This is a genomic window from Micromonospora sp. NPDC049240 (genome assembly GCF_040647835.1).
Lineage (GTDB): Bacteria > Actinomycetota > Actinomycetes > Mycobacteriales > Micromonosporaceae > Micromonospora.
The window spans coordinates 54,832-74,939 of record NZ_JBEZCX010000001.1 but is presented as its reverse complement, the minus strand read 5'-3'; the positions used below and the strand labels follow the sequence as shown (position 1 = coordinate 74,939).

General features: G+C 73.3%; 17 protein-coding genes. 12 read left to right on the top strand and 5 right to left on the bottom strand.

From position 1 onward, the window contains the following. Window positions 1–52: 52 nt before the first annotated feature. Window positions 53–865 carry a hypothetical protein gene (locus AB0B02_RS00325; protein WP_357291861.1) on the top strand — a complete coding sequence of 271 codons (813 nt, stop codon included), beginning with the start codon at window positions 53–55 and terminating at the stop codon, window positions 863–865. 71 nt (window positions 866–936) lie between these two features. On the opposite strand, the gene ppc is transcribed toward AB0B02_RS00325, so the two are convergent. Together ppc and AB0B02_RS00315 are read right to left on the bottom strand one after the other, a co-directional pair. Then, window positions 937–3,723, bottom strand: coding sequence for a phosphoenolpyruvate carboxylase (gene ppc, locus AB0B02_RS00320; protein ID WP_281942778.1), 2,787 nt, complete (start codon window positions 3,721–3,723; stop codon window positions 937–939). 124 nt (window positions 3,724–3,847) lie between these two features. Further along, entirely contained in the window at window positions 3,848–4,882 is a 1,035-nt protein-coding gene (locus AB0B02_RS00315; RefSeq protein ID WP_357291857.1) for a hypothetical protein, read from the bottom strand. An 85-nt stretch (window positions 4,883–4,967) separates the two neighbouring features. Here AB0B02_RS00315 and AB0B02_RS00310 point away from each other — a divergent pair, with 85 nt between their 5' ends. Continuing rightward, window positions 4,968–6,008 (top strand): S66 peptidase family protein, encoded by a 1,041-nt coding sequence (locus AB0B02_RS00310; protein ID WP_357291855.1) that lies wholly within the window; start codon window positions 4,968–4,970, stop codon window positions 6,006–6,008. A 161-nt stretch (window positions 6,009–6,169) separates the two neighbouring features. Here AB0B02_RS00310 and AB0B02_RS00305 read toward each other — a convergent pair whose 3' ends face one another. Beyond that, on the bottom strand, window positions 6,170–7,078 hold the full coding sequence (locus tag AB0B02_RS00305; RefSeq protein ID WP_357291852.1) for a cyclase family protein: 909 nt from the start codon (window positions 7,076–7,078) through the stop codon (window positions 6,170–6,172). 257 nt (window positions 7,079–7,335) lie between these two features. Between AB0B02_RS00305 and mfd the strand changes: the two genes are divergently transcribed. The 4 genes from mfd to AB0B02_RS00285 all read left to right on the top strand — a co-directional run bounded on the left by mfd (window position 7,336) and on the right by AB0B02_RS00285 (window position 14,539). Further along, complete coding sequence (gene mfd, locus AB0B02_RS00300; protein WP_357291849.1) at window positions 7,336–11,031, top strand: transcription-repair coupling factor; 3,696 nt, start codon at window positions 7,336–7,338, stop codon at window positions 11,029–11,031. A 47-nt stretch (window positions 11,032–11,078) separates the two neighbouring features. Beyond that, window positions 11,079–11,834 (top strand): hypothetical protein, encoded by a 756-nt coding sequence (locus AB0B02_RS00295; protein WP_357291846.1) that lies wholly within the window; start codon window positions 11,079–11,081, stop codon window positions 11,832–11,834. Beyond that, complete coding sequence (locus AB0B02_RS00290; RefSeq protein WP_357291843.1) at window positions 11,831–12,802, top strand: nucleoside triphosphate pyrophosphohydrolase; 972 nt, start codon at window positions 11,831–11,833, stop codon at window positions 12,800–12,802. Before AB0B02_RS00295 ends, AB0B02_RS00290 begins: the two co-directional genes overlap by 4 nt. Before the next feature lie 117 nt (window positions 12,803–12,919). Continuing rightward, window positions 12,920–14,539, top strand: a complete 1,620-nt coding sequence (locus AB0B02_RS00285; RefSeq protein WP_357291840.1) for a DUF885 domain-containing protein — start codon at window positions 12,920–12,922, stop codon at window positions 14,537–14,539. Between the two features lie 3 nt (window positions 14,540–14,542). Here the strand turns inward: AB0B02_RS00285 and AB0B02_RS00280 are convergent, their stop codons facing one another. After that, window positions 14,543–15,235 (bottom strand): hypothetical protein, encoded by a 693-nt coding sequence (locus AB0B02_RS00280; protein ID WP_107162352.1) that lies wholly within the window; start codon window positions 15,233–15,235, stop codon window positions 14,543–14,545. A gap of 212 nt (window positions 15,236–15,447) precedes the next feature. On the opposite strand from AB0B02_RS00280, the gene eno reads away from it, so the two are divergent. From eno to AB0B02_RS00255, 5 genes are read left to right on the top strand one after another with little or no spacing between them, the layout of a single operon-like run. Further along, window positions 15,448–16,731, top strand: coding sequence for a phosphopyruvate hydratase (gene eno / locus AB0B02_RS00275; RefSeq protein ID WP_107162353.1), 1,284 nt, complete (start codon window positions 15,448–15,450; stop codon window positions 16,729–16,731). Between the two features lie 29 nt (window positions 16,732–16,760). Then, a complete protein-coding gene (locus AB0B02_RS00270) occupies window positions 16,761–17,393 on the top strand; it encodes a septum formation initiator family protein (RefSeq protein WP_281942762.1) in 633 nt (210 codons plus the stop codon). 25 nt (window positions 17,394–17,418) lie between these two features. Then, the gene (locus AB0B02_RS00265) at window positions 17,419–17,976 is read left to right on the top strand and encodes a DUF501 domain-containing protein (RefSeq protein WP_281942761.1); all 558 of its coding nucleotides are present in this window, start codon (window positions 17,419–17,421) and stop codon (window positions 17,974–17,976) included. A gap of 1 nt (window position 17,977) precedes the next feature. Beyond that, window positions 17,978–18,490, top strand: a complete 513-nt coding sequence (locus AB0B02_RS00260; protein WP_281942759.1) for an amino-acid N-acetyltransferase — start codon at window positions 17,978–17,980, stop codon at window positions 18,488–18,490. Window positions 18,491–18,532: 42 nt separating this feature from the next. Beyond that, window positions 18,533–19,462: a Ppx/GppA phosphatase family protein gene (locus AB0B02_RS00255; protein WP_281943779.1), complete on the top strand. Its 930-nt coding sequence runs from the start codon at window positions 18,533–18,535 to the stop codon at window positions 19,460–19,462. Between the two features lie 23 nt (window positions 19,463–19,485). Here the strand turns inward: AB0B02_RS00255 and AB0B02_RS00250 are convergent, their stop codons facing one another. After that, complete coding sequence (locus tag AB0B02_RS00250; protein ID WP_281942757.1) at window positions 19,486–19,674, bottom strand: hypothetical protein; 189 nt, start codon at window positions 19,672–19,674, stop codon at window positions 19,486–19,488. 137 nt (window positions 19,675–19,811) lie between these two features. Between AB0B02_RS00250 and AB0B02_RS00245 the strand changes: the two genes are divergently transcribed. After that, window positions 19,812–20,051, top strand: coding sequence for a hypothetical protein (locus AB0B02_RS00245; protein ID WP_308447849.1), 240 nt, complete (start codon window positions 19,812–19,814; stop codon window positions 20,049–20,051). The last annotated feature ends 57 nt before the right edge of the window (window positions 20,052–20,108 follow it).

The following is a 20,108-nucleotide window of genomic DNA, read 5'->3' as shown; positions in this document are numbered from 1 at the left end:
GGAGAGCTTGCCAAACGGGTACGACGTGCGCGAGCTGGGTACGTTCGAGGTCATGGAAGGTGCCCTGTGGCTGTTCCTGGTCCTGATGCTCGGAGGTGCGTTCGTGTTCTGGCGGTGGGGGAGCAGGTCCCGGCGGGCCAACGAGATGGCGGACGCGCGGGCCGAGGCGCAGCGCTGGTACGAGCGGCTCGGCGGCCAGCTGATGAACCTGCACGGCGACGCGCCGGCAGTGCGCCAGGCGCTGGCCGACGCCGGTGAGCGCTACAACGCCGCCGGCTCGCAGCTCGAACAGGCGCGCACGCCGCACCAGTTCGCGTTGGCCCGGGAGACCGCGCTGGAGGGGCTGGCGTACATCCGGGCGGCGCGTACGGCGATGGGCATCGACCCGGGCCCGGAGCTGCCGCCGCTGGCCGCCGCCCGCGGGGTCGGCCAGCTCACCAAGGAGCGCGAGGTCAACGTGCAGGGCCAGACGTTCCGCGCCGGTCCGCAGCCGGGCAGCCACACGCCCTACTACTACCCGGGCGGTCACATGCAGGGCCGGCCGGTGCCGGCCGGCTGGTATTCCACGCCGTGGTGGAAGACCGCGCTGGGCGCGGGCGCCGGTGTGCTCGGCGGCATGCTGATCGCGGACGCGCTCTTCTCGCCCGCGTTCGCCGACCCGGGCTACGGCTACGAGGCCGGCTACCAGGAGGGCTTCCAGGACGGCTTCGGCGACGGCCAGGACTACGGCGACCCGGGCGGCGGCGACGTCGGCGGCAACGACTTCGGCGGTCAGGGCGACTTCGGCGGTCAGGGCGACTACGCCGGTGGCGATTTCGGCGGTGGCGATTTCGGCGGTGGCGATTTCGGTGGCGGCGACTGGTAGCCCGCGCCGCTGGCGTTAACAGGGGCCCCCGCCTATGCGGAATGCGTTAAGCGGGGGCCCCTCCTTGCCTCTCAGCCGGTGTTGCGCATGCCGGCGGCGATGCCGTTGACGGTGGTCAGCAGCGCCCGCTCCAGCGCCGTACCGTCGTTCGGGGCGCGCCGCCCGCCCGGCGCGGTCGCCACCGCCCGCCCGGCGGCGCCGGACTCGCGGTACTGCCGCAGCAGCGCCACCTGCAGGTGGTGCAGCGGCTCCAGGTAGGTGTCCCGCACCGCGAGCGTGCGCTGGAGCACCGGCGAGTTCTCCAGCAGGGCCGGCGAGCCGGTGACCGCCAGCACCTCCTGCTTGGTCAGCTCGTACTCCTCCTCGATCTTGGCGAAGATCGGGTGCAGCTTCTTCGGGACCAGCGTCTCCACGTAGCGGCGGGCGATGGTCAGGTCGGTCTTGGTCAGCATCATCTCGACGTTCGACAGGAACGTGCGGAAGAAGTGCCAGTTCCGGTTCATCTCGGCGAGCACGTCGGCCAGCCCGGCCGTGCGCGCGGCGGCCAGCCCGGAGCCGACGCCGAACCAGCCCGGCACGATCTGCCGGGTCTGCGTCCAGCCGAACACCCACGGGATGGCCCGCAGGCCGGACAGGCCCGCGCCGGTGTTCGGGCGCTTCGCCGGGCGGGAGCCGATGTTCAACGCGCCGAGCAGCTCGGTCGGCGTGGAGGCCCAGAAGTAGGCCGGCAGGTCCGGGTCCTCGACCAGGGAGCGGTACGACCGGAACGCCGAGTCCGACACCACGTCCATCGCCGCGTCCCAGCGCTCCAGCATCTCGGCCGGCTGCCGGGGCGCGGTGTGCAGCAGCGTGGCCTGGAGCACGGCCGCCACGGTCAGTTCCAGGTTCTCCCGGGCCAGCGCCGGCAGCGTGTACTTGTCGGAGATGACCTCACCCTGCTCGGTCACCTTGATCGCGCCGTCCAGCGTGCCGTACGGCTGGGCCAGGATCGCCTCGTGGGTGGGGCCGCCGCCCCGACCGACCGTGCCGCCCCGACCGTGGAACAACCGCAGGTGTACGCCGTGCCGGGCGGCCACGTCGCGCAGCGCGCGCTGGGCCCGGTGGATGGACCACTGGCTGGTGGTGATGCCCGCCTCCTTGTTGGAGTCGGAGTAGCCCAGCATCACCTCCTGCACGTCGCCCCGGGCCGCCACCAGCGCCCGGTAGGCCGGCAGCGACAGCAGCTCGTCGAGCAGCTCGCCGCCGGTGTTCAGCTCGGCCGGCGTCTCCAGCAGCGGCACGATGCCGATCCGGGCCCGCCCGCTCTGCACGTCGACCAGGCCGGCCTCGCGGGCCAGCACCACCGCGGCGAGCACGTCGTCCACGCCCAGCGTCATGGAGATGATGTACGACTCGATGACCTCGGGACCGAACCGGTCCTGCGCCTCGCGGATCGCGGAGAACACGTCGAACGTCTTGCGGGCCGACTCGGTGAGCGGGCTGTCCTGGGTGGAGAGCGGCCGGCGGCCGGTCAGCTCGTCGGCGAGCAGTTTGGTGCGCTCCAGCCGGGTCAGCGACGGGTAGTCGGAGACCTCGCCGACCGTCTCGTAGAGCTGCGCCAGCACCTCGTGGTGCTTCTCGGCGTGCTCCCGGATGTCCATGGTGGCCAGGTGCAGCCCGAACGCGGAGACCGTACGGATGGTGGAGGCCAGCCGCCCGACGGCGGTGAGCTGGCCGGAGTTGCGGGCCAGCGAGGCGCGCAGCAGCTCCAGGTCGGCGATCAGCTCGGTCGCGCCCCGGTAGTCGCGGCCCGGCACGTGGCCGGTGCCGGCGCGCAGCCGCTCCCGGGTGTTGGCCAGCTTCGCCTTCACGCAGCGGGCCTTGAGGCGGTAGGGCTCCTCGGCGTTGACCCGGCGGAACCGGGGCGCCACCTCGGGCAGCGCGTCCAGGTCCTTCGCCAGGCTGGCGGAGAGGTCGAGCGAGACCGCGCGCAGCCGGCGGGAGACGCTGACCTCGCTGATCAGCTCGTCCATCGCCTTCTCGGTGGCCTCGATGCCGTGCTCGTGCTGGATGCGCAGCACCTCGCGGGTGACCGTCGGGGTGACGAACGGGTTGCCGTCGCGGTCGCCGCCGATCCAGGTGCCGAACGTCAACGGGCGGGCCGTCGGCGACGTCTCCACACCGAGCGTGCGCAGCGTGTCGGCGAGGTCGTCGAGGACCTGCGGGGCGGCCTCGGCGTGCAGGTCGCGCAGGTAGTAGATGGCGTTGCGGGCCTCGTCGGTCGGGTCCGGCCGGTCCAGCCGCAGCTCGTCGGTCTGCCACATCAGGTCGAGCAGCTCGGCGAGGCGGCGGTTGGCCGGGCCCTCGTCGCTGGCGCCGTAGAGGATGGCGTTGGCGGTCTCGGCGTCCAGCTCGTCGGCGACCGCACGCAGCTTGGACAGGATGGATCGGCGGGCCGCCTCGGTGGGGTGCGCGGTGAACACCGGGCGGACGGCGAGCCGGCGGGCCGCGGCGGCGATCTCCTCGGCCGGCACGCCACGCTCGGCGATCATCTTGGCCGCCTGGTCCAGCCAGCCGCCGTGGGTGGCGCGGCGCCGGCGCAGGTCGCGGGCGCGGTGCACCTGCTCGGTGATGTTCGCCAGGTGGAAGTAGGTGGAGAAGGCGCGGGCCAGCTTCGTGCCGGTGGTGACGTCGAGCCCGGCGAGGCGTTGCGCGGCGGCCGGCGCGTCGGAGCGGACCTGGGCGCGGATCTCCTCGACCAGGTCGAGCAGCGGGCGGCCCTCCTGGCGGGCCACGGTCTGCCCGAGCAACGTGCCGAGGCGGCGGATGTCGGCCCGGAGAGCGGCGTCGGGGCCGTCGTGGTCGTGCTGGTCGGTCACGGGTGCGCTCCTTACGCGAGGACGAAGGACAGCGCTGTCCGACTCCCCTGGATGGTATCCGCGCGGGCCCCGGACGGAGGAGAGGGACGGCGTGATGATCTGCACTCTGGGACGTGCCGGCCGGTCACCGGTCGACGGCGGTGTGCCGTCCCGGGCCGGTCCGCGCGGCCCGCCGACGGGCCCGGAACACCGTGGCGGTGAGCAGCCCGACCAGCCCGACGACCACCCAGACCAGCAGCCCGGTCAACGCCCAGCCGCCACCGCGCCAGTCGAAGTAGACAGCCGACTTGAACAGGTCGGTGGCGAGCCCGGGCACGTTCCAGCGGTGCATCCCGCGCAGGAACGCGGGCAGGAACTCGGGCGCGTAGATGCCGCCGGAGCCCGGGTTGCCGAGCACCACCAGCAGCAGGATCACCAGCCCGGTGCCGAGCAGGCCGAGCCACGCCTGCACGGCCGCCGCCACCATCCCGGCCGCGAACGCCGCCAGCGCGCCGACCACCGCGATGGTGCCCACGTCGTGGTCGAACACGTCCAGCACCGGCCCGACCAGCACCGCCCCGATGCTGCCGAGCAGGATGGAGTGCACCGCGAGCGTGGCGATCCGCAGCCCGGCCTGGCGCAGCCCGCGCGGGCTGGTGCCGAGCGAGATGCCCAGCGCGGTGGAGGCCAGGTAGCCGCCGAGCACCACGCCGACCGCCAGGTAGAACGGAACCAGGCCGCGCGGGTCGCCGGCGGACACCGGCACCTCGTCGGTGACCTGCAACGGCACCCCGGCCTGCCGGGCGGCCTGGGTGAACACGTCGGTGACCAGCTCGGTGGCGGCCGGCGCGCCGGCGCTGGCGGTGGCCAGGGTCAGGCCGCCCGGGGCGGAGCTGAGCACCGCGTACACCGATCGGTCGTTGAGGCCGTCGACGGCGCGGGCCTGGCTGTCGTACCCGACGGGTTTGATGGTGTTCGTGCGGGCGCGGACGGCGGTCATCACGGCCTGCGCCTGCTGGTCGGAGGTCACCACGGCGACCGGCAGGTCGCGTGGTTCCGGCTTGTGCAGCGCGCCGACGTAGGCCGCGATGAACGCGCTGGCCAGCGCCAGGGTGCCGAGCACCAGCGCCGCGGTGCGCGGCAGCCAGTCCCGGGTCCGCAGCTCCGGCTCGTCGTCCACGCGCCCAGCCTATTGCCGGCATGTGCCCCAATTTTGCGGTTTCGCCGGGCGGAAATCGCTGGTGCCTGCCGATAGCGTTCGGATCATGACGACGCCGCGTTACCCCACCAAGCCGCAGCCGGGCGACCGGGTCGCGATCGTCTCACCCTCCGCCGGCCTGCCGGGTCTCTTCCCCCACGTGTACGAGCTGGGCCTGCGCCGGCTCCGCGAGGAGCTGCACCTGGTGCCGGTGGAGTACCCGACCACCCGCGTGATGGGCACCGACCCGCGCGACCGGGCCCGCGACCTGACCGCCGCGTTCGCCGACGCGACCATCACCGCGGTGCTGGCCACCGTCGGCGGGGACGACCTGATCACGGTCACCCCCTTTCTCGACGACGACGTGCTGCGCGCCAACCCGAAGCCGTACCTCGGCTACTCCGACAACACGAACGTGCTCAACCACCTGTACCGGCTGGGGATGGTGGCCTACCACGGCGGCTCGGTGCTGGTGCACCTCGGCCGGCCCGGCCGCCCGCACCCGCTGACGTTCGACTCGCTGCGCGCGGCGCTGTTCACCTCCGACTGGTACGACCTGACGCCGGCCGCCGAGTGGGGCGACGAGCCGCTCGACTGGCAGGACCCGACGACGCTGACCGAGGAGCCGCCGATGCTGCCCGGCGCGGGCTGGCGCTGGCACGGCCCGGCCCGGGTGGTACGCGGGCGGACCTGGGGCGGCAACCTGGAGATCCTGCACTGGCTGGCGGCGGCCGACCGGATGCCGTCCGCCGCCGAGCTGGCCGGCTCGGTGCTGCTGCTGGAGACCTCGGAGGAGATGCCGTCGGCGCAGGAGGTCTTCCGGATCGTGCGGAACCTGGGCGAGCGCGGCCTGCTGGCCGGCTTCCCGGCGATCGTGGTCGGCCGCCCCAAGGCGTGGGACTTCGGCCGGCCGCTGTCCGTCGCGGAGCGGGCCGCGTGGGGCGAGGCGCAGCGGACGGCGGTCCTGCGGGCGATCGGCCCCTACGTCGACGACCCGGTGGTGGTCTTCGACGTCGACCTCGGTCACACCGACCCGCAGTTGATCATCCCGTACGGCGGCGAGATCCTGGTCGACGCCGTCGAGCGGCGGATCGCCGTGCGCTACTGACCCCGCACGAACACGCCGGCGCCGGGTGCGCCGTCGACCCGTCCTCGCGCCTCCACCTGTCGCCTGGCCGCTCGGTGGAACGCCATGGCTGTCTCGGCTCTCGTTTGACAGCCATGGCGTTCCACCCGCCGCATCGGTGCTCGGGAGGTGCGTGGTCCGGGTCAGGGTTTGGTGGTGGCGAAGGCGCGGACCGGGAACGTGCCCATGCCGGCCACCCTCGGTGGGGCGGCGGTGAACCGGAAACCGGTGGGCGGCAGCTCGGACAGACCGGTCAGGTGCTCCACGATCGGGATGCCGGCGGCCAGCAACATGCTGTGCGCCGGGCGTTCACCGGCCGCGGCCGGGGTCATGTCGTCGATGTTGACCGAGTCGATGCCGACCAGGGTCGCGCCGGCCTCGACCAGCCAGGAAGCGCCGTCGCCGGTCAGGAACGGCGCGTCCTCGGTGGCGTACCGGTCGGTGCCGAAGTGCGTGTCCCAGCCGGTGTGCAGCAGCACTGCCCGCCCGGCCACCTCGTACGGGGCGAGCAGCAGGCGGTCCACCGCGCGGACCCCGGCGGGCACACGGACCACCAGACCGGGCAGGTCGGCCAGCCGGTCCAGGGGCACCCCGGCCAGGTCGGGGCCGTCCGCGAAGCGGTGCGACGGCGTGTCGACGTACGTGCCGGTGTTGGCGATCATGTCGATGCGCCCGACGTGGAACTCGACGCCCGGGGCGTACCGCTGGCGGGAGGTCTCCCGGGTGAGCCAGTCGGTGATCCGTGGCCCCGGCCAGCCGGGAAGCGTGACCAGGCCGTCGGTGATCTCGTGGCTCAGCTCGACCAGCCGCCGCCCGTCGGTGGCCGGGACGGTGGTGCCGCGCCCACCCTTGTGCGGCTCCTCGACCACGGTCCGGTTGGTGATCCGCACCTCGCCGACCATGAGCAGCCCCAGGTGCCGGACCAGCAACGCGGCCAGCTCGTCGTCGGTGATCCCGGGGTCGGGCACGTCCAGCCGGAACCCGTCGGTGCGCAGGCCGCCCCCGTTCGCGAAGACCACCTCGGCGTCGAAGACCGCCCGATACTCACCCATCCGCCCACCGCACCACGCCCCCTCCACCCCGTCAAGAAGCGCGGCAGAGCCACGGAAAGCGTGCTTGTCCGCACCCCGAAGGCCCTCTTTCCGCGAATCTGCGCGCGGCGGGGTGGGAGGTGAGGGGGCGCGTGGGGGGCGGCGGGACGTGTGGGTGGGGGGTGTGGGGGACGGGAGAGGGATAGGCTCGATGGGTGCACCCCCCGTCCGGCTGGACGCGGGGTCGTCGTCGTGTCAAGCGCTGGAAGTGATCACTGATGCTCACCGGACTCTTCGCCGCCGCCCTGGCCGACCCCGGGCTGGCCCGGGCGCGTGACCTGGCGCGCTCCGGTGCCGCGCAGGTCGACGGTCTCGACCTCACCGCACCCGCCGCGCTGCGCCCCTTCGCGGTCGCGGCGGTGGCCGCCGACGAGCAGGGGGCCGGGCGGCCGGTGCTCGCGGTCACCGCCACCACCCGGGAGGCCGACGACCTGGTCTCGGCGCTGGGCAGCCTGCTGCCGCCGGAGCAGGTGGCGGTCTTCCCGTCCTGGGAGACGCTGCCGCACGAGCGGCTCTCGCCCCGCTCCGACACGGTCGGCCGGCGGCTGGCCGTGCTGCGCCGGCTGGCGCACCCCGACTCGGCCGACGCGCACGGGCGTACCGGGCCGCTGCGGGTGGTCGTCGCGCCGGTCCGGTCGCTGCTCCAGCCGCAGCTCAAGGGCCTCGGCGACCTGGAGCCGGTGCAGCTCGCCGCCGGCGAGGAGGCCGACCTGGAGGAGGTCGCCCGCCGGCTCACCGACATGGCGTACGCCCGGGTCGACCTGGTCACCAAGCGCGGCGAGTTCGCCGTGCGCGGCGGCATCCTGGACGTCTTCCCGCCCACCGACGAGCACCCGTCCCGGGTCGAGTTCTGGGGCGACGAGGTGGAGGAGATCCGCACCTTCGCGGTCGCCGACCAGCGCACCATCGAGGGCGTGGCGCAGCTCTGGGCGCCGCCCTGCCGTGAGCTGCTGCTCACCCCGGAGGTCCGGCAGCGGGCCGCCGCGCTCGCCGCCGAGCACCCCGAGCTGGCCGAGATCCTCGACAAGCTGGCCGAGGGCATCCCGGTCGAGGGGATGGAGTCGCTCGCGCCGGCGCTGATCGGCGACGACGCGCTGGAACTGCTCGTCGACTGCATGCCGGCCGGCACCCACGTGCTGCTCTGCGACCCGGAGCGCATCCGCACCCGGGCGCACGACCTGGTCCGTACCTCGGAGGAGTTCCTCCAGGCGAGCTGGGCCGCGGCCGCCGTCGGCGGCCAGGCCCCGGTCGACCTCGGCGCCGCCGCCTTCAAGACCCTGGCCGAGGTACGCACGCAGGCCCGCGCCCTGCGCCAGCCCTGGTGGACGCTCGCGCCGTTCGGTCTGGTGGAGGCCGACCCTCATTCGGTCCGGAGCGCCGGCTACCGGCGCGGAGGCCGAATTATGGTCGAAGAGGCCGCGCCGGCCCGGCAGCCCTGGGAGGACGCGCCGGCCGAGGTCGACGTCACGCCCGACGACGCCATCGCGGTGAGCCTGGCCGCCCAGCCGGCGCCGCTCTACCACGGCGAGACAGCCCGGGTGGTCGACGACCTGAAGCGCTGGGCCGGCGAGGGCTGGTCGATCGCGCTGGTGTTCGAGGGGCACGGCCCCGCCCAGCGGGCCGTCGAGGTGCTCCGCGACGCCGGCCTCGGCGCCCGGCTGGTGGAGGAGGTGCCGGCCGCGCCCGTCCCGGGTGAGCTGCTGGTCTCCTGCGGCTGCCTGACCGCCGGCTTCGTCGACGAGGCGTCCAGGTTCGTGCTGCTGACCGGCAACGACGTCACCGGCGGCCGGGGCACCTCCACCCGCGACATGCGCAAGATGCCCAGCCGGCGGCGCAACACCATCGACCCCCTCGAACTGCGGGCCGGCGACTTCGTGGTGCACGAGCAGCACGGCATCGGCCGCTACGTCGAGCTGGTGCAGCGCACCGTCAACGGCGCCAGCCGGGAATACCTGGTCATCGAGTACGCGGCGAGCAAGCGCGGCCAGCCCGGCGACCGCCTCTTCGTCCCCACCGACCAGCTCGACCAGCTCTCCCGCTACGTCGGCGGCGAGCAGCCCACGCTGCACAAGATGGGTGGCTCGGACTGGCAGAAGTCCAAGGCCCGGGCCCGCAAGGCGGTCCGCGAGATCGCCGCCCAGCTCATCCAGCTCTACGCGGCCCGGAAGGCGTCCAAGGGGCACAACTTCGGGCCGGACACGCCGTGGCAGCGGGAGCTGGAGGACGCGTTCCCCTGGCAGGAGACGCCGGACCAGATGGCCGCCATCGAGGAGGTCAAGCGGGACATGGAGCAGACCGTCCCGATGGACCGGCTGATCTGCGGCGACGTCGGCTACGGCAAGACCGAGATCGCGGTCCGCGCGGCGTTCAAGGCGGTGCAGGACGGCAAGCAGGTGGCCGTGCTGGTGCCCACCACGCTGCTGGTGCAGCAGCACTACAACACGTTCGCCGAGCGGATGAGCCAGTTCCCGGTGAACATCCGGCAGCTCTCCCGGTTCCAGACCCCGAAGGAGTCCGAGCGGACGCTGGAGATGGTCGCCGAGGGCACCGTCGACATCGTCATCGGCACCCACCGGCTGCTCCAGGCGGCCACCCGGTTCAAGCAACTCGGCCTGGTGATCATCGACGAGGAGCAGCGCTTCGGCGTCGAGCACAAGGAGCACCTGAAGACGCTGCGCGCCTCGGTCGACGTGCTCGCCATGTCGGCCACCCCGATCCCGCGGACGCTGGAGATGGCGATCACCGGCATCCGGGAGATGTCCACCATCGCCACCCCGCCGGAGGAGCGGCACCCGGTGCTCACGTTCGTCGGGGCGTACGACGACCGGCAGGTGGCCGCGTCCGTCCACCGTGAGCTGCTCCGCGACGGGCAGGTGTTCTACCTGCACAACCGCGTTGAGTCGATCGACAGGGCGGCCCGCCGGATCCGCGAGCTGGTGCCCGAGGCCCGGGTCGCGGTGGCGCACGGCCAGATGGGCGAGGAGGCGCTGGAGAAGGTGATGGTCGGCTTCTGGGAGAAGGAGTTCGACGTCCTGGTCTGCACCACGATCGTGGAGTCCGGCATCGACATCCCGAACGCCAACACGTTGATCGTCGAGCGCGCCGACCTGCTCGGCCTGGCCCAGCTCCACCAGATCCGCGGCCGGGTCGGCCGGGGGAGGGAGCGCGCGTACGCGTACTTCCTCTACCCGCCGGAGAAGCCGCTCACCGAGAACGCGCACGAGCGGCTGGCCACCATCGCGCAGCACACCGAACTGGGCGCCGGCATGTACGTGGCGATGAAGGACCTGGAGATCCGGGGCGCCGGCAACCTGCTCGGCGGCGAGCAGTCCGGCCACATCGAGGGCGTCGGCTTCGACCTGTACGTCCGGATGGTCGGCGAGGCGGTGTCGGCGTTCAAGGGTGAGAGCACCGAGGAGGAGACCGACGTCAAGATCGACCTGCCGATCGACGCGCACCTGCCGCACGACTACGTCGGCGTGGAACGGCTGCGGCTGGAGATGTACCGCAAGCTCGCCGAGGCCCGCGACGCCGAGCGGCTGCGTGAGGTGGTGGCCGAGATGACCGACCGGTACGGCGAGCCGCCCGCCCCGGTGCAGAACCTGGTCGCGGTGGCGAACTTCCGGCTGCTGGCCCGCCGCTACGGCCTGACCGACGTGTCGATGCAGGGCAAGCACATCCGGTTCGGCCCGCTGCCGCTGCCCGACTCGAAGCAGATGCGGCTCAAGCGCTATCACCCCGACTCGGTCTACAAGCAGGCGCTCGACCAGGTCAGCGTGCCCCGGCCGAGCACCAGGCGGATCGGTGGCGAGCCGCTGCGCGACCAGGCCCTGTTGGAGTGGTGCGCGCAGCTCCTCAAGGACGTGTTGGGGGAACCGGCGGCGGCGCAGCCGGCCGGGGTGGGGGCGCGGTGAGGTGGGCGGCGTCACAGCCGGATACGGGGCGTGAGAGAGTGACCGTCATGCGTGCTCGCCGTCTTGTCGCCGTCGCCAGCGTGGCGGTCGGCCTCGTCGCCCTCTCCGGTTGCCGTACCGAGCCCGGGGTCGCCGCCTACGTCGGCGACACCCGCGTCACCGAGGATCGGGTCACCTCGATCCTCGACGAGGTCCGGGACGGCCTGGCCAGCCAGCCGGCCACCGCTCCGCAGGCCGACGCGTTGCTGCCGGCCCGGGACCAGGTGGTCGCCACCCTCGTGCTGTCGGACGTGTGCCGGGAACTCGCCGCCGACAAGGGCTACCAGCCGCAGGGCCAGGTGACGCCGGAGCAGGTGGCGCAGCAGACCGGGCTGCCCGCCGACGCGACGTACGCGAAGAAGGTGGCCGAGTTCTACACCTGCATGTCCGGCCTGCCGGCCGGCGAGCCGGCCGCCCCCACGGCCGAGGACCTGGCCACCGTGATCGCGGCGGGCCGGGCCGCCGGCGCCATCCCGCCGGACGTGAAGGACGCCGACGCGGCCAGCCAGCTCGACGGGCAGCAGCTCCGCTCCGCGCTGGCCACCCGCAAGGTGCTCGCCGACGCCATCGGCGGGTACGACGTCTCGGTCAACCCGCGCTACCGCCCGCTGGCGTTCCCGCTGCTCAGCTTCAAGGGCGACGTGCCGGCGGTGGCCGTGCCGCTGGGCGAGCCGGGCTCGTCGGTCACCGACGTCTCCACCCCGGAGCCGGAGACCGGTGAGTCGGTGCCGGTGATCGACCCGTCGGCGGCGCCCGGCGCATGACCGCGCGCATCGTCCTGCTGGTCACCTCGCCCCGGCTGCCGGCCGGTCTGCTGACGTCGGCCGCCTGGGACGCCGTACGCTCCGCGCCGGTCCTCACCGGCGCGGAGAGCGAGCTGACCCGGGCGGTCCGGACGGCCGGCGCCGAAGTGCGCGTGGTGACCGAGGGCGCGACGCAGGCGCTGCTGGATGCCGCCGCGACCCAGGGCGGGGCGGTCTGGCTGGCGGGCCCGGCCGGCGACGAGGCGCTCGCCCGCGAGCTGGGGCTACGGCTGGCCCGGCAGCCCGGCCTGGCCGAGTTGGAGCTGATGTACGGCTCGTGGGATCCGCCGGGTGCCCGGCTGCTGGACGCGGTCGAGGTGATGGACCGGCTGGCCTCCCCGGGCGGTGATCCGTGGAAGCGGGCGCAGACGCACCGCAGCCTGGCCCCGTTCCTGCTGGAGGAGTGCTACGAGGCGTACGACGCGATCGGCGACGGCGACACCGACGCGCTGCGCGAGGAGCTGGGTGACGTGCTGCTCCAGGTGCTGCTGCACGCCCGGCTCGCGGAGGACCTGCCGGAGGGGGCGAGCTGGACCGTCGACGACGTGGCCGGCGGCCTGGTCGACAAGATGGTGCGGCGCAACCCGCACGTGTTCTCCGGCGAGCAGGCCGGCTCGATCGAGGAGATCGAGGCGAACTGGGAGCGGATCAAACGGGCCGAGAAGACCCGTGACTCGGTGCTGGACGGCATCGCGCTGAGCCAGCCCGCGCTGGCCCTGGCCGCGAAGATCCTGGACCGCGCCGGCCGGGTGGGGCTGGCCGTGCCGCCCCCGCTGGCGGAGTCCCAGGTGGACGCGGAGGCGCGGCTCGGCGCGAGCCTGCTGGCCACCGTCGCCGCCGCCCGGCAGGCCGGCATCGACCCGGAGGCCGCGCTCCGCCGCGCCACCTTGGCGTACGCCGACGCGGTCCGCGCCGCCGAACGCCGGTGACCCCGCCGCCGATCTTGCACTTTCCGCCCCGACAAATCGGCTGAATCCGGCATCGGAGGGGCCGCAACTGCAAGATCGCGGGGGATGGGCGCCGGGGGTGATCGGTAGGGTTCGGGGATGGAAGCGTTTGGGGTGCTTGCGGAGCGGATCGTCGAGGCCGTGCTGGAGAGTCGGCCCGGGTTGGCGACCTCGGTCGGGGACCACCGCTACGACGACCGTCTGCCCGACCTCTCCGCCGACGCGCTCGCCGCCGACCGGGCGATGCTCCGGGACGCGGCCGACGCGCTCTCCGAGATCGACCCCGACGTGCTCGACACCGACGAGAGCGTCGACCACGCGCTGCTCAGCGCCCTGGTCGACCGCGGGCTGTTCGAGGACTCCGAGATCCGCAGCCACGAGTGGGACCCACTGCGGCACAACCCGGGTCCGCTGCTGCACGCGTTGCTGGCCCGGCCGTACGCCCCGGTCGAGGAGCGGCTGACCCACCTGGCCGGGCGCCTCTGGGCCGTACCGGATGCGCTGGCGACCGCGCGCGCGACGCTGCGGGACATGCCGCGGGTCCACGCCGAGACGGCGGTCGGGCAGTTCACCGGCGCGGCGGCGCTGGTCCGCGACGAGGTGCCGGCGCTGCTCGCCCAGGCGCCGGCGCTGCGCGACCGGGTGGGGCCGGCCGCCACCGCGGCGATCGCCGCGCTCGACGAGTTCGTGGCGTGGCTGCGGGCCGGGCTGGCGGCCGACGCCGGGCCGGGGCGCGACCCCCGGCTGGGCCGGCGGCGCTGGGAGGCGCGGCTGTGGCACACGCTCGACACCGAGCTGGGCGCGGCCGAGGTGCAGCGCCGCGCCTGGGCCAACCTCGACCGGGTCACCGACGAGATCCGCGCGGCGGCCGTCGAGCTGGTCGGCGGTCCGGCCGACGACGAGACGGTAGGCCGCGCGCTGGACCTGCTGGCCGCCGAGCACCCGGACGACGCCACCATCGTCGACCTCGCCTCCGGCACGGTCGACGAGGCCACCGACTTCGTCCGCCACCACGATCTGGTCAGCCTCGTCGAGGACCCGTGCGTGATCCAGGAGATGCCGGAGTTCGCGCGCGGCGTCGCGGTGGCCTACTGCGACTCGCCGGGCCCGCTGGAGACGGCCGACGTGCCGACGTTCTACTGCATCGCGCCCACCCCGGCGGACTGGCCGGCGCAGCGGGTCGAGTCGTTCTACCGGGAGTACAACGACCACATGATCCGCAACCTGACCGTGCACGAGGCGATGCCCGGTCACTTCCTCCAGCTCGCGCACGCCCGCCGGTACGCCGGCCCGACCCGGGTGCGCGCGCTCACCGAGTCCGGCGTGTTCATCGAGGGCTGGGCGGTCTACACCGAGGAACTGATGGCCGGGCTCGGCTTCGGCGGGCTGCCGGTGCGGTTGCAGCAGCTCAAGATGCAGCTCCGGATGACCATCAACGCGCTGCTCGACCAGCTCGTGCACTGCGACGACCTGCCCGAGGCCGAGGCGATGGCGTTGATGACCGGGCGCGGCTTCCAGGAGGAGGGCGAGGCGGCCGGCAAGTGGCGGCGGGCGTTGCTGACCTCCACCCAGCTCTCCACCTACTTCGTCGGCTACAGCGAGATGGCGGACATCGCCGCCGCCCGGCCGGCGGGCGTGCCGGTGCGCGACTGGCACGACGCGATGCTGTCGCACGACTGCCCGCCGCCGCGTCACCTGCGCACCCTGCTGGGGGTGTGAGGGTCAGGACGCCTTCGGGCGGCGGTCCACCACACCGGCGCCGGCCGGCACCGCGAACGCGCCGGCCTCGACCGTCTCGGTGTAGCGGCTCATGGTGAGCTCGGCCGGTTTGCCGTCGAGTGTGCCGGTGAAGCTGCCGAGCACCCCCTCGGTGGTGACGCAGGCGGTGAAGCGTTCCCCGGCGTCGGTGACGTCGATGCAGGTGGCGTGGTGCCCGGCCAGCGTGGTGTCGGTCTGTTTGATGACCGCCTGGGGCTCCAGCGCGGCGGCGGTGAGCAGCCGGATCACCGCCGGCGGGGTGACCAGCCCCTGCTTGCGCGCCTCGTCGTAGACGATCACCGACGGCTTGCCGGCGGTCAGCACCGGCGGGGACATGGTGCAGGAGGTGCGGGCGGTGGTGCTCGCGCACCGGGTCACCGCCTCCTGGGTCACCGTGATCTTGCCGCCGGGCCAGGCGTAGGTGGAGCGGAGCGGCTTCGCGGTCTGCGCGATCGAGGCGGTCCCGCCGCCGGTGAGCTGGTATTCCGCGGCCCAGGTCCGCTCCAGCGCCCGGTCCATCCGCGCGGCGAGGTCGTTGACCAGGTCGGCCCGGCCGAGCGCGACGTCCGCGTCGTCCAGGGCCTGACAGCCGGTGACCGAGAGCGACGCGATGACCGAGGCGGCGAGCACGCGGAGGGTCGTCGAAGCGGCAGGCATGATGCCCAGCCTTGTCGATCGACGCAACCTATCGCAAACCCGTTGCCGGTTGACGACCGGTAAACCGGGAATGTCCGTCTCATTCGCTGCCCCGGGGTGCGCCCCGAGCGCCGTACCGGAGAGCGGGGACCGATACGCTGCGTTCAACACCTGCCTCAGCCGCACCGTCGCGGCCCACACCGGACCGGAACACACAAACGAGGAGCGACTCAGTGGCAACCATCGAGGGAATTGTCGCCCGGGAGATCCTGGACTCGCGGGGCAACCCGACGGTCGAGGTCGAGGTCGGGCTCGACGACGGCACGATCGCCCGCGCCGCGGTGCCGTCCGGCGCCTCCACCGGCGCCTTCGAGGCGGTCGAGCTGCGCGACGGCGACAAGGACCGCTACCTGGGCAAGGGTGTCGAGAAGGCGGTCGCGAACATCGAGGACCGGATCGTCGACCAGCTCATCGGCTACGAGGCCAGCGAGCAGCGGCTGATCGACCAGAAGATGATCGACATCGACGGCTCGGACAACAAGGGCGAGCTGGGCGCGAACGCCATCCTCGGCGTCTCCCTGGCCGTGGCGAAGGCCGCCGCCGGCAGCGCCGAGCTGAGCCTCTTCCGCTACCTGGGCGGTCCGAACGCGCACCTGCTCCCGGTGCCGATGATGAACATCCTCAACGGTGGCGCGCACGCCGACTCGAACGTCGACGTCCAGGAGTTCATGATCGCGCCGATCGGCGCGCCGACGTTCCGGGACGCGGTCCGCTCCGGCGCCGAGGTCTACCACGCGCTGAAGTCGGTGCTGAAGAAGAAGGGCCTGTCGACCGGCCTCGGCGACGAGGGCGGCTTCGCCCCGAACCTGCCCACCAACGCCGCCGCGCTGGACCTGATCGCCGAGGCGGTGGAGAAGGCCGGCTACCGGCTCGGCACCGACATCGTCTTCGCGCTCGACGTGGCCGCCACCGAGTTCTTCGACAACGGCTCCTACACGTTCGAGGGCAGCACCAAGAGCGCCGAGGAGATGAGCAACTACTACACCAAGCTCGCCGGCGACTACCCGATCGTCTCCATCGAGGACCCGCTCGCCGAGGACGACTGGAGCGGCTGGGCCACGCTCACCGCCGCGCTGGGCGACCGGATCCAGATCGTCGGTGACGACCTGTTCGTGACCAACCCGCAGCGCATCGCCCGGGGCATCGCCGAGCGGGCCGCCAACGCGGTGCTGGTCAAGGTCAACCAGATCGGCTCGCTCACCGAGACGCTGGACGCCGTGGACCTGGCCCACCGGGCCGGCTTCCGGTGCATGATGAGCCACCGCTCCGGCGAGACCGAGGACACCACCATCGCCGACCTGGCGGTCGCCACCGGCTGCGGTCAGATCAAGACCGGCGCGCCGGCCCGCTCCGACCGGGTCGCCAAGTACAACCAGCTCCTGCGGATCGAGGAGGAGCTGGCCGACGCGGCGCGGTACGCCGGCGCCGGCGCGTTCCCGCGTTACCGTTCGGCCTGAGGTCGACGCTCCGGGGGAGGGGTGTGACGATGCAGCAGCGCCGCACACCGGGTGGCCAGCGGCCCGCCCGTCGGCCGGGTCAGGCCGGCCGGGCGGGCGGGGGCCGAACCCGGTCCACGGCCCGCGACGGCGTCCGCGCGGAGGCGCGCGCCGCCGGTCGGTCACCCGGCGCGTCCCGCGTCACCGAGGGCGTACGCTCCGCGAACCGTCCGGGCGCGGCCCGGCGTACCGCGGCCGGCGGCACGGTCAAGCGGCTCACCGCACCCCAACCCCGGCGCTTCACCGGGCGCGCCACCGTGCTGTTCGCGGTGCTGATCGCGCTCGCCCTGGCGTACACCTACCCGGTCCGGGTCTACCTGGACCAGCAGACCGACATCGAGCGGATGGAGGCGTCCCAGGCGGGGCAGCGGGCGGAGATCGACCGGCTCACCGCCGAGGCGGCCAAGTGGAAGGACCCGGAGTACGTCAAGACGCAGGCCCGGGAACGGTTCTTCATGGGCAAGCCGGGGGAGACGCTGCTGGTGGTGCTCTCCGACCCGGACGGGGCCGCCAAGGACGCCGGCAAGGGCGCGAAGCCGGGGGCGCCGAGACCGCCCGACCCCTGGTACGACACGCTGTGGTCGAGCGTGCAGGCGGCGAACGCCGAGCGCCCCGACAAGTGAGCTGTTTCTTCGAGAGGCACAACCCGTGAGCGTCGTACCACCGCAGGAGCCGGCGGCGGACTCCGTACCCCCGCCGGAACGCCGACCGGCCACCGAGGCCGACCTGGCCGCGGTCGCCGCGCAGCTCGGACGCACACCGCGCGGCACCCGGGCGGTGGCCCACCGGTGCCCGTGCGGCCTGCCCGACGTGGTGGAGACGACGCCCCGGCTGGCTGACGGCACGCCGTTCCCGACGCTGTTCTACCTGACCTGCCCGCGGGCCACCGCGGCGTGCAGCCGGCTGGAGTCGGCCGGGCTGATGAAGGAGATGGCCGACCGGCTCGCCGAGGACCCGGAGCTGGCCGCCCGTTACCGGGCCGCGCACGAGGACTACCTGGCCCGCCGCGACGCGATCGGCGAGGTGCCGGAGATCGCCGGCATCTCGGCCGGCGGGATGCCCGGGCGGGTGAAGTGCCTGCACGTGCATCTCGGCCACGCGTTGGCCGCCGGCCCCGGGGTGAACCCGTTCGGCGACGAGACGCTGGCGCTGGTGGACAAGTGGTGGGCCGCCGGCCCCTGCGTGGACGTGCCCGCCGGGGAGTGAGATGACCACCGTCGACCAGGTCACGGTCCGCCGGGCCCGCACCGCCGACGTGCGCGGCATCCGCCGGCTGGTGGACACGTACACCGACGACCGGCGGCTGCTCAGCAAGGCCACCGTGACGCTCTACGAGGACGTGCAGGAGTTCCGGGTGGCGGTGACGCCGGACGGCACGGTGGTCGGCTGCGGCGCGCTTCACGTCATGTGGGAGGACCTGGCCGAGATCCGCACGGTCGCGGTCGACCCGTCCTGCCGGGGGCACCGGATCGGCCACCGGATCGTCGGTGAGCTGATCGACGCGGCCCGCGAGCTGGGCATCGCCCGGATCTTCGTGCTCACGTTCGAGACCGGCTTCTTCGGCGGCTTCGGCTTCCACGAGATCGACGGCGCCCCGGTGCCGCAGTTGGTCTACGAGCAGCTCCTGCGCTCCTACGACGAGGGTGTGGCCGAGTTCCTCGACCTGGAACGGGTCAAACCCAACACCCTGGGCAACACCCGCATGCTGCTGCGCCTCTGAGTCGCGTCGGGCTGCCGTAGGGTGGGCGCCGTGAGCGTGCGCGTGGGGGCCATCGACTGCGGGACCAACTCGATCCGACTGCTGATCGCGGACCTGCCGGATCCCTCCGCCGGGGCGGCGGCGCCGCTGACCGACGTCAGCCGGCGGATGGAGATCGTGCGGCTGGGGCAGGGCGTCGACCGGACGGGCACGCTGGCGCCCGAGGCGATCGAGCGGACCCGGGTGGCGCTCGCCGACTACGCGGCGGAGATCGAGAAGACCGGCGTCGAGCGGGTGCGCATGTGCGCCACCTCGGCGTCGCGCGACGCCTCCAACGCCGACGACTTCCGCGCGATGGTCGAGCGGACGCTCGGCGTACCGCCGGAGGTGGTGACCGGCGACGAGGAGGCCCGGCTGTCGTTCACCGGCGCGGTGCGCGGGCTGCCCGCCGACGCCGAACCGCCGTACCTGGTGGTCGACATCGGCGGTGGCTCGACCGAGTTCGTGGTCGGCACCCGCGCCGACGGCGTGCGCGGGGCGATCTCGGTGGACATCGGCTGCGTCCGGATGACCGAGCGGCACCTGCACGGCGATCCGCCCTCGCCGGCCGAGATCGCCGCCGCCGAGGCGGACATCGCGGCGGCGGTGGACCGGGCGCTGGCCGCCGTCCCCGGCCGGGAGGCCGTCACGCTGGTCGGGCTCGCCGGTTCGGTCACCACCGTGGTCGCCCTGGCCGAAGGGCTCCGGGAGTACGACCCGAGTCGCATCCACCACGCCCGGGTTCCGTACGCGCGGGTCGCCGAGGTGACCGCCTACCTGCTGGGCGCCACCCGGGAACAGCGGCTGGCCGAGCCGGTGATGCACCCGGGCCGGGCGGACGTGATCGGCGCCGGCGCGCTGGTGCTGCGCGTGATCATGGAGCGGGCCGGCATGTCCTCGGTGGTCGCCTCGGAGCACGACATCCTCGACGGCATCGCCTGGAGCCTCGCCTAGCGCGCAACTCCTTGGTCGACGGATCAGTCGGTCGGCAGGTCCGGGCGGTGCTCTCGCACCCACTTCTCGACGTCCGACTTCCGCCACACCTTGCCCATCGCCAGCACGGCGATCGGCTCGGGGAAGTTGCGTTGATTGGCGATCACGGACGCACGCTGGCGTGACACGTTGCCGAGCATCGCCCGGATCTCCGACACGCCCACCAGCTCCACGTGTTGACGATGGCAGCGGCGTGGTCCGCGTACGGCGACAACTGCGGAGGCTATTGACAGCGTCAATGATGAAGCGACACGATCGGGGGATGAGTGCGTCGAATGGCTATCCCGTACCCGATCGAGGTCGTCGGGCGATGCGGCCGCACGTGCCGATGCGGCCGCGCTGGCTCTGCCGGGTGTGCGCCGGCCCCTGGCCGTGCCAGCCGGCCCGCCTGTTGCTGTTGACGGACTACCGGCGTGACCGGGTCGCCCTCTCGGTCCACCTGGCGAGCTGCCTCTTCGAGGCCGCCGCCGACCTGCTGAAACTCAACCCGGATCCCCAGGAGCTGTTCGACCGCTTCGTCGGGTGGGCCGCCCGCCCTCCGCTTGGTTGATTAAGGAGTTCGCGTCGGCGTTCGCGGCGAGTCCCGACGCAAACTCCTTGATCAACG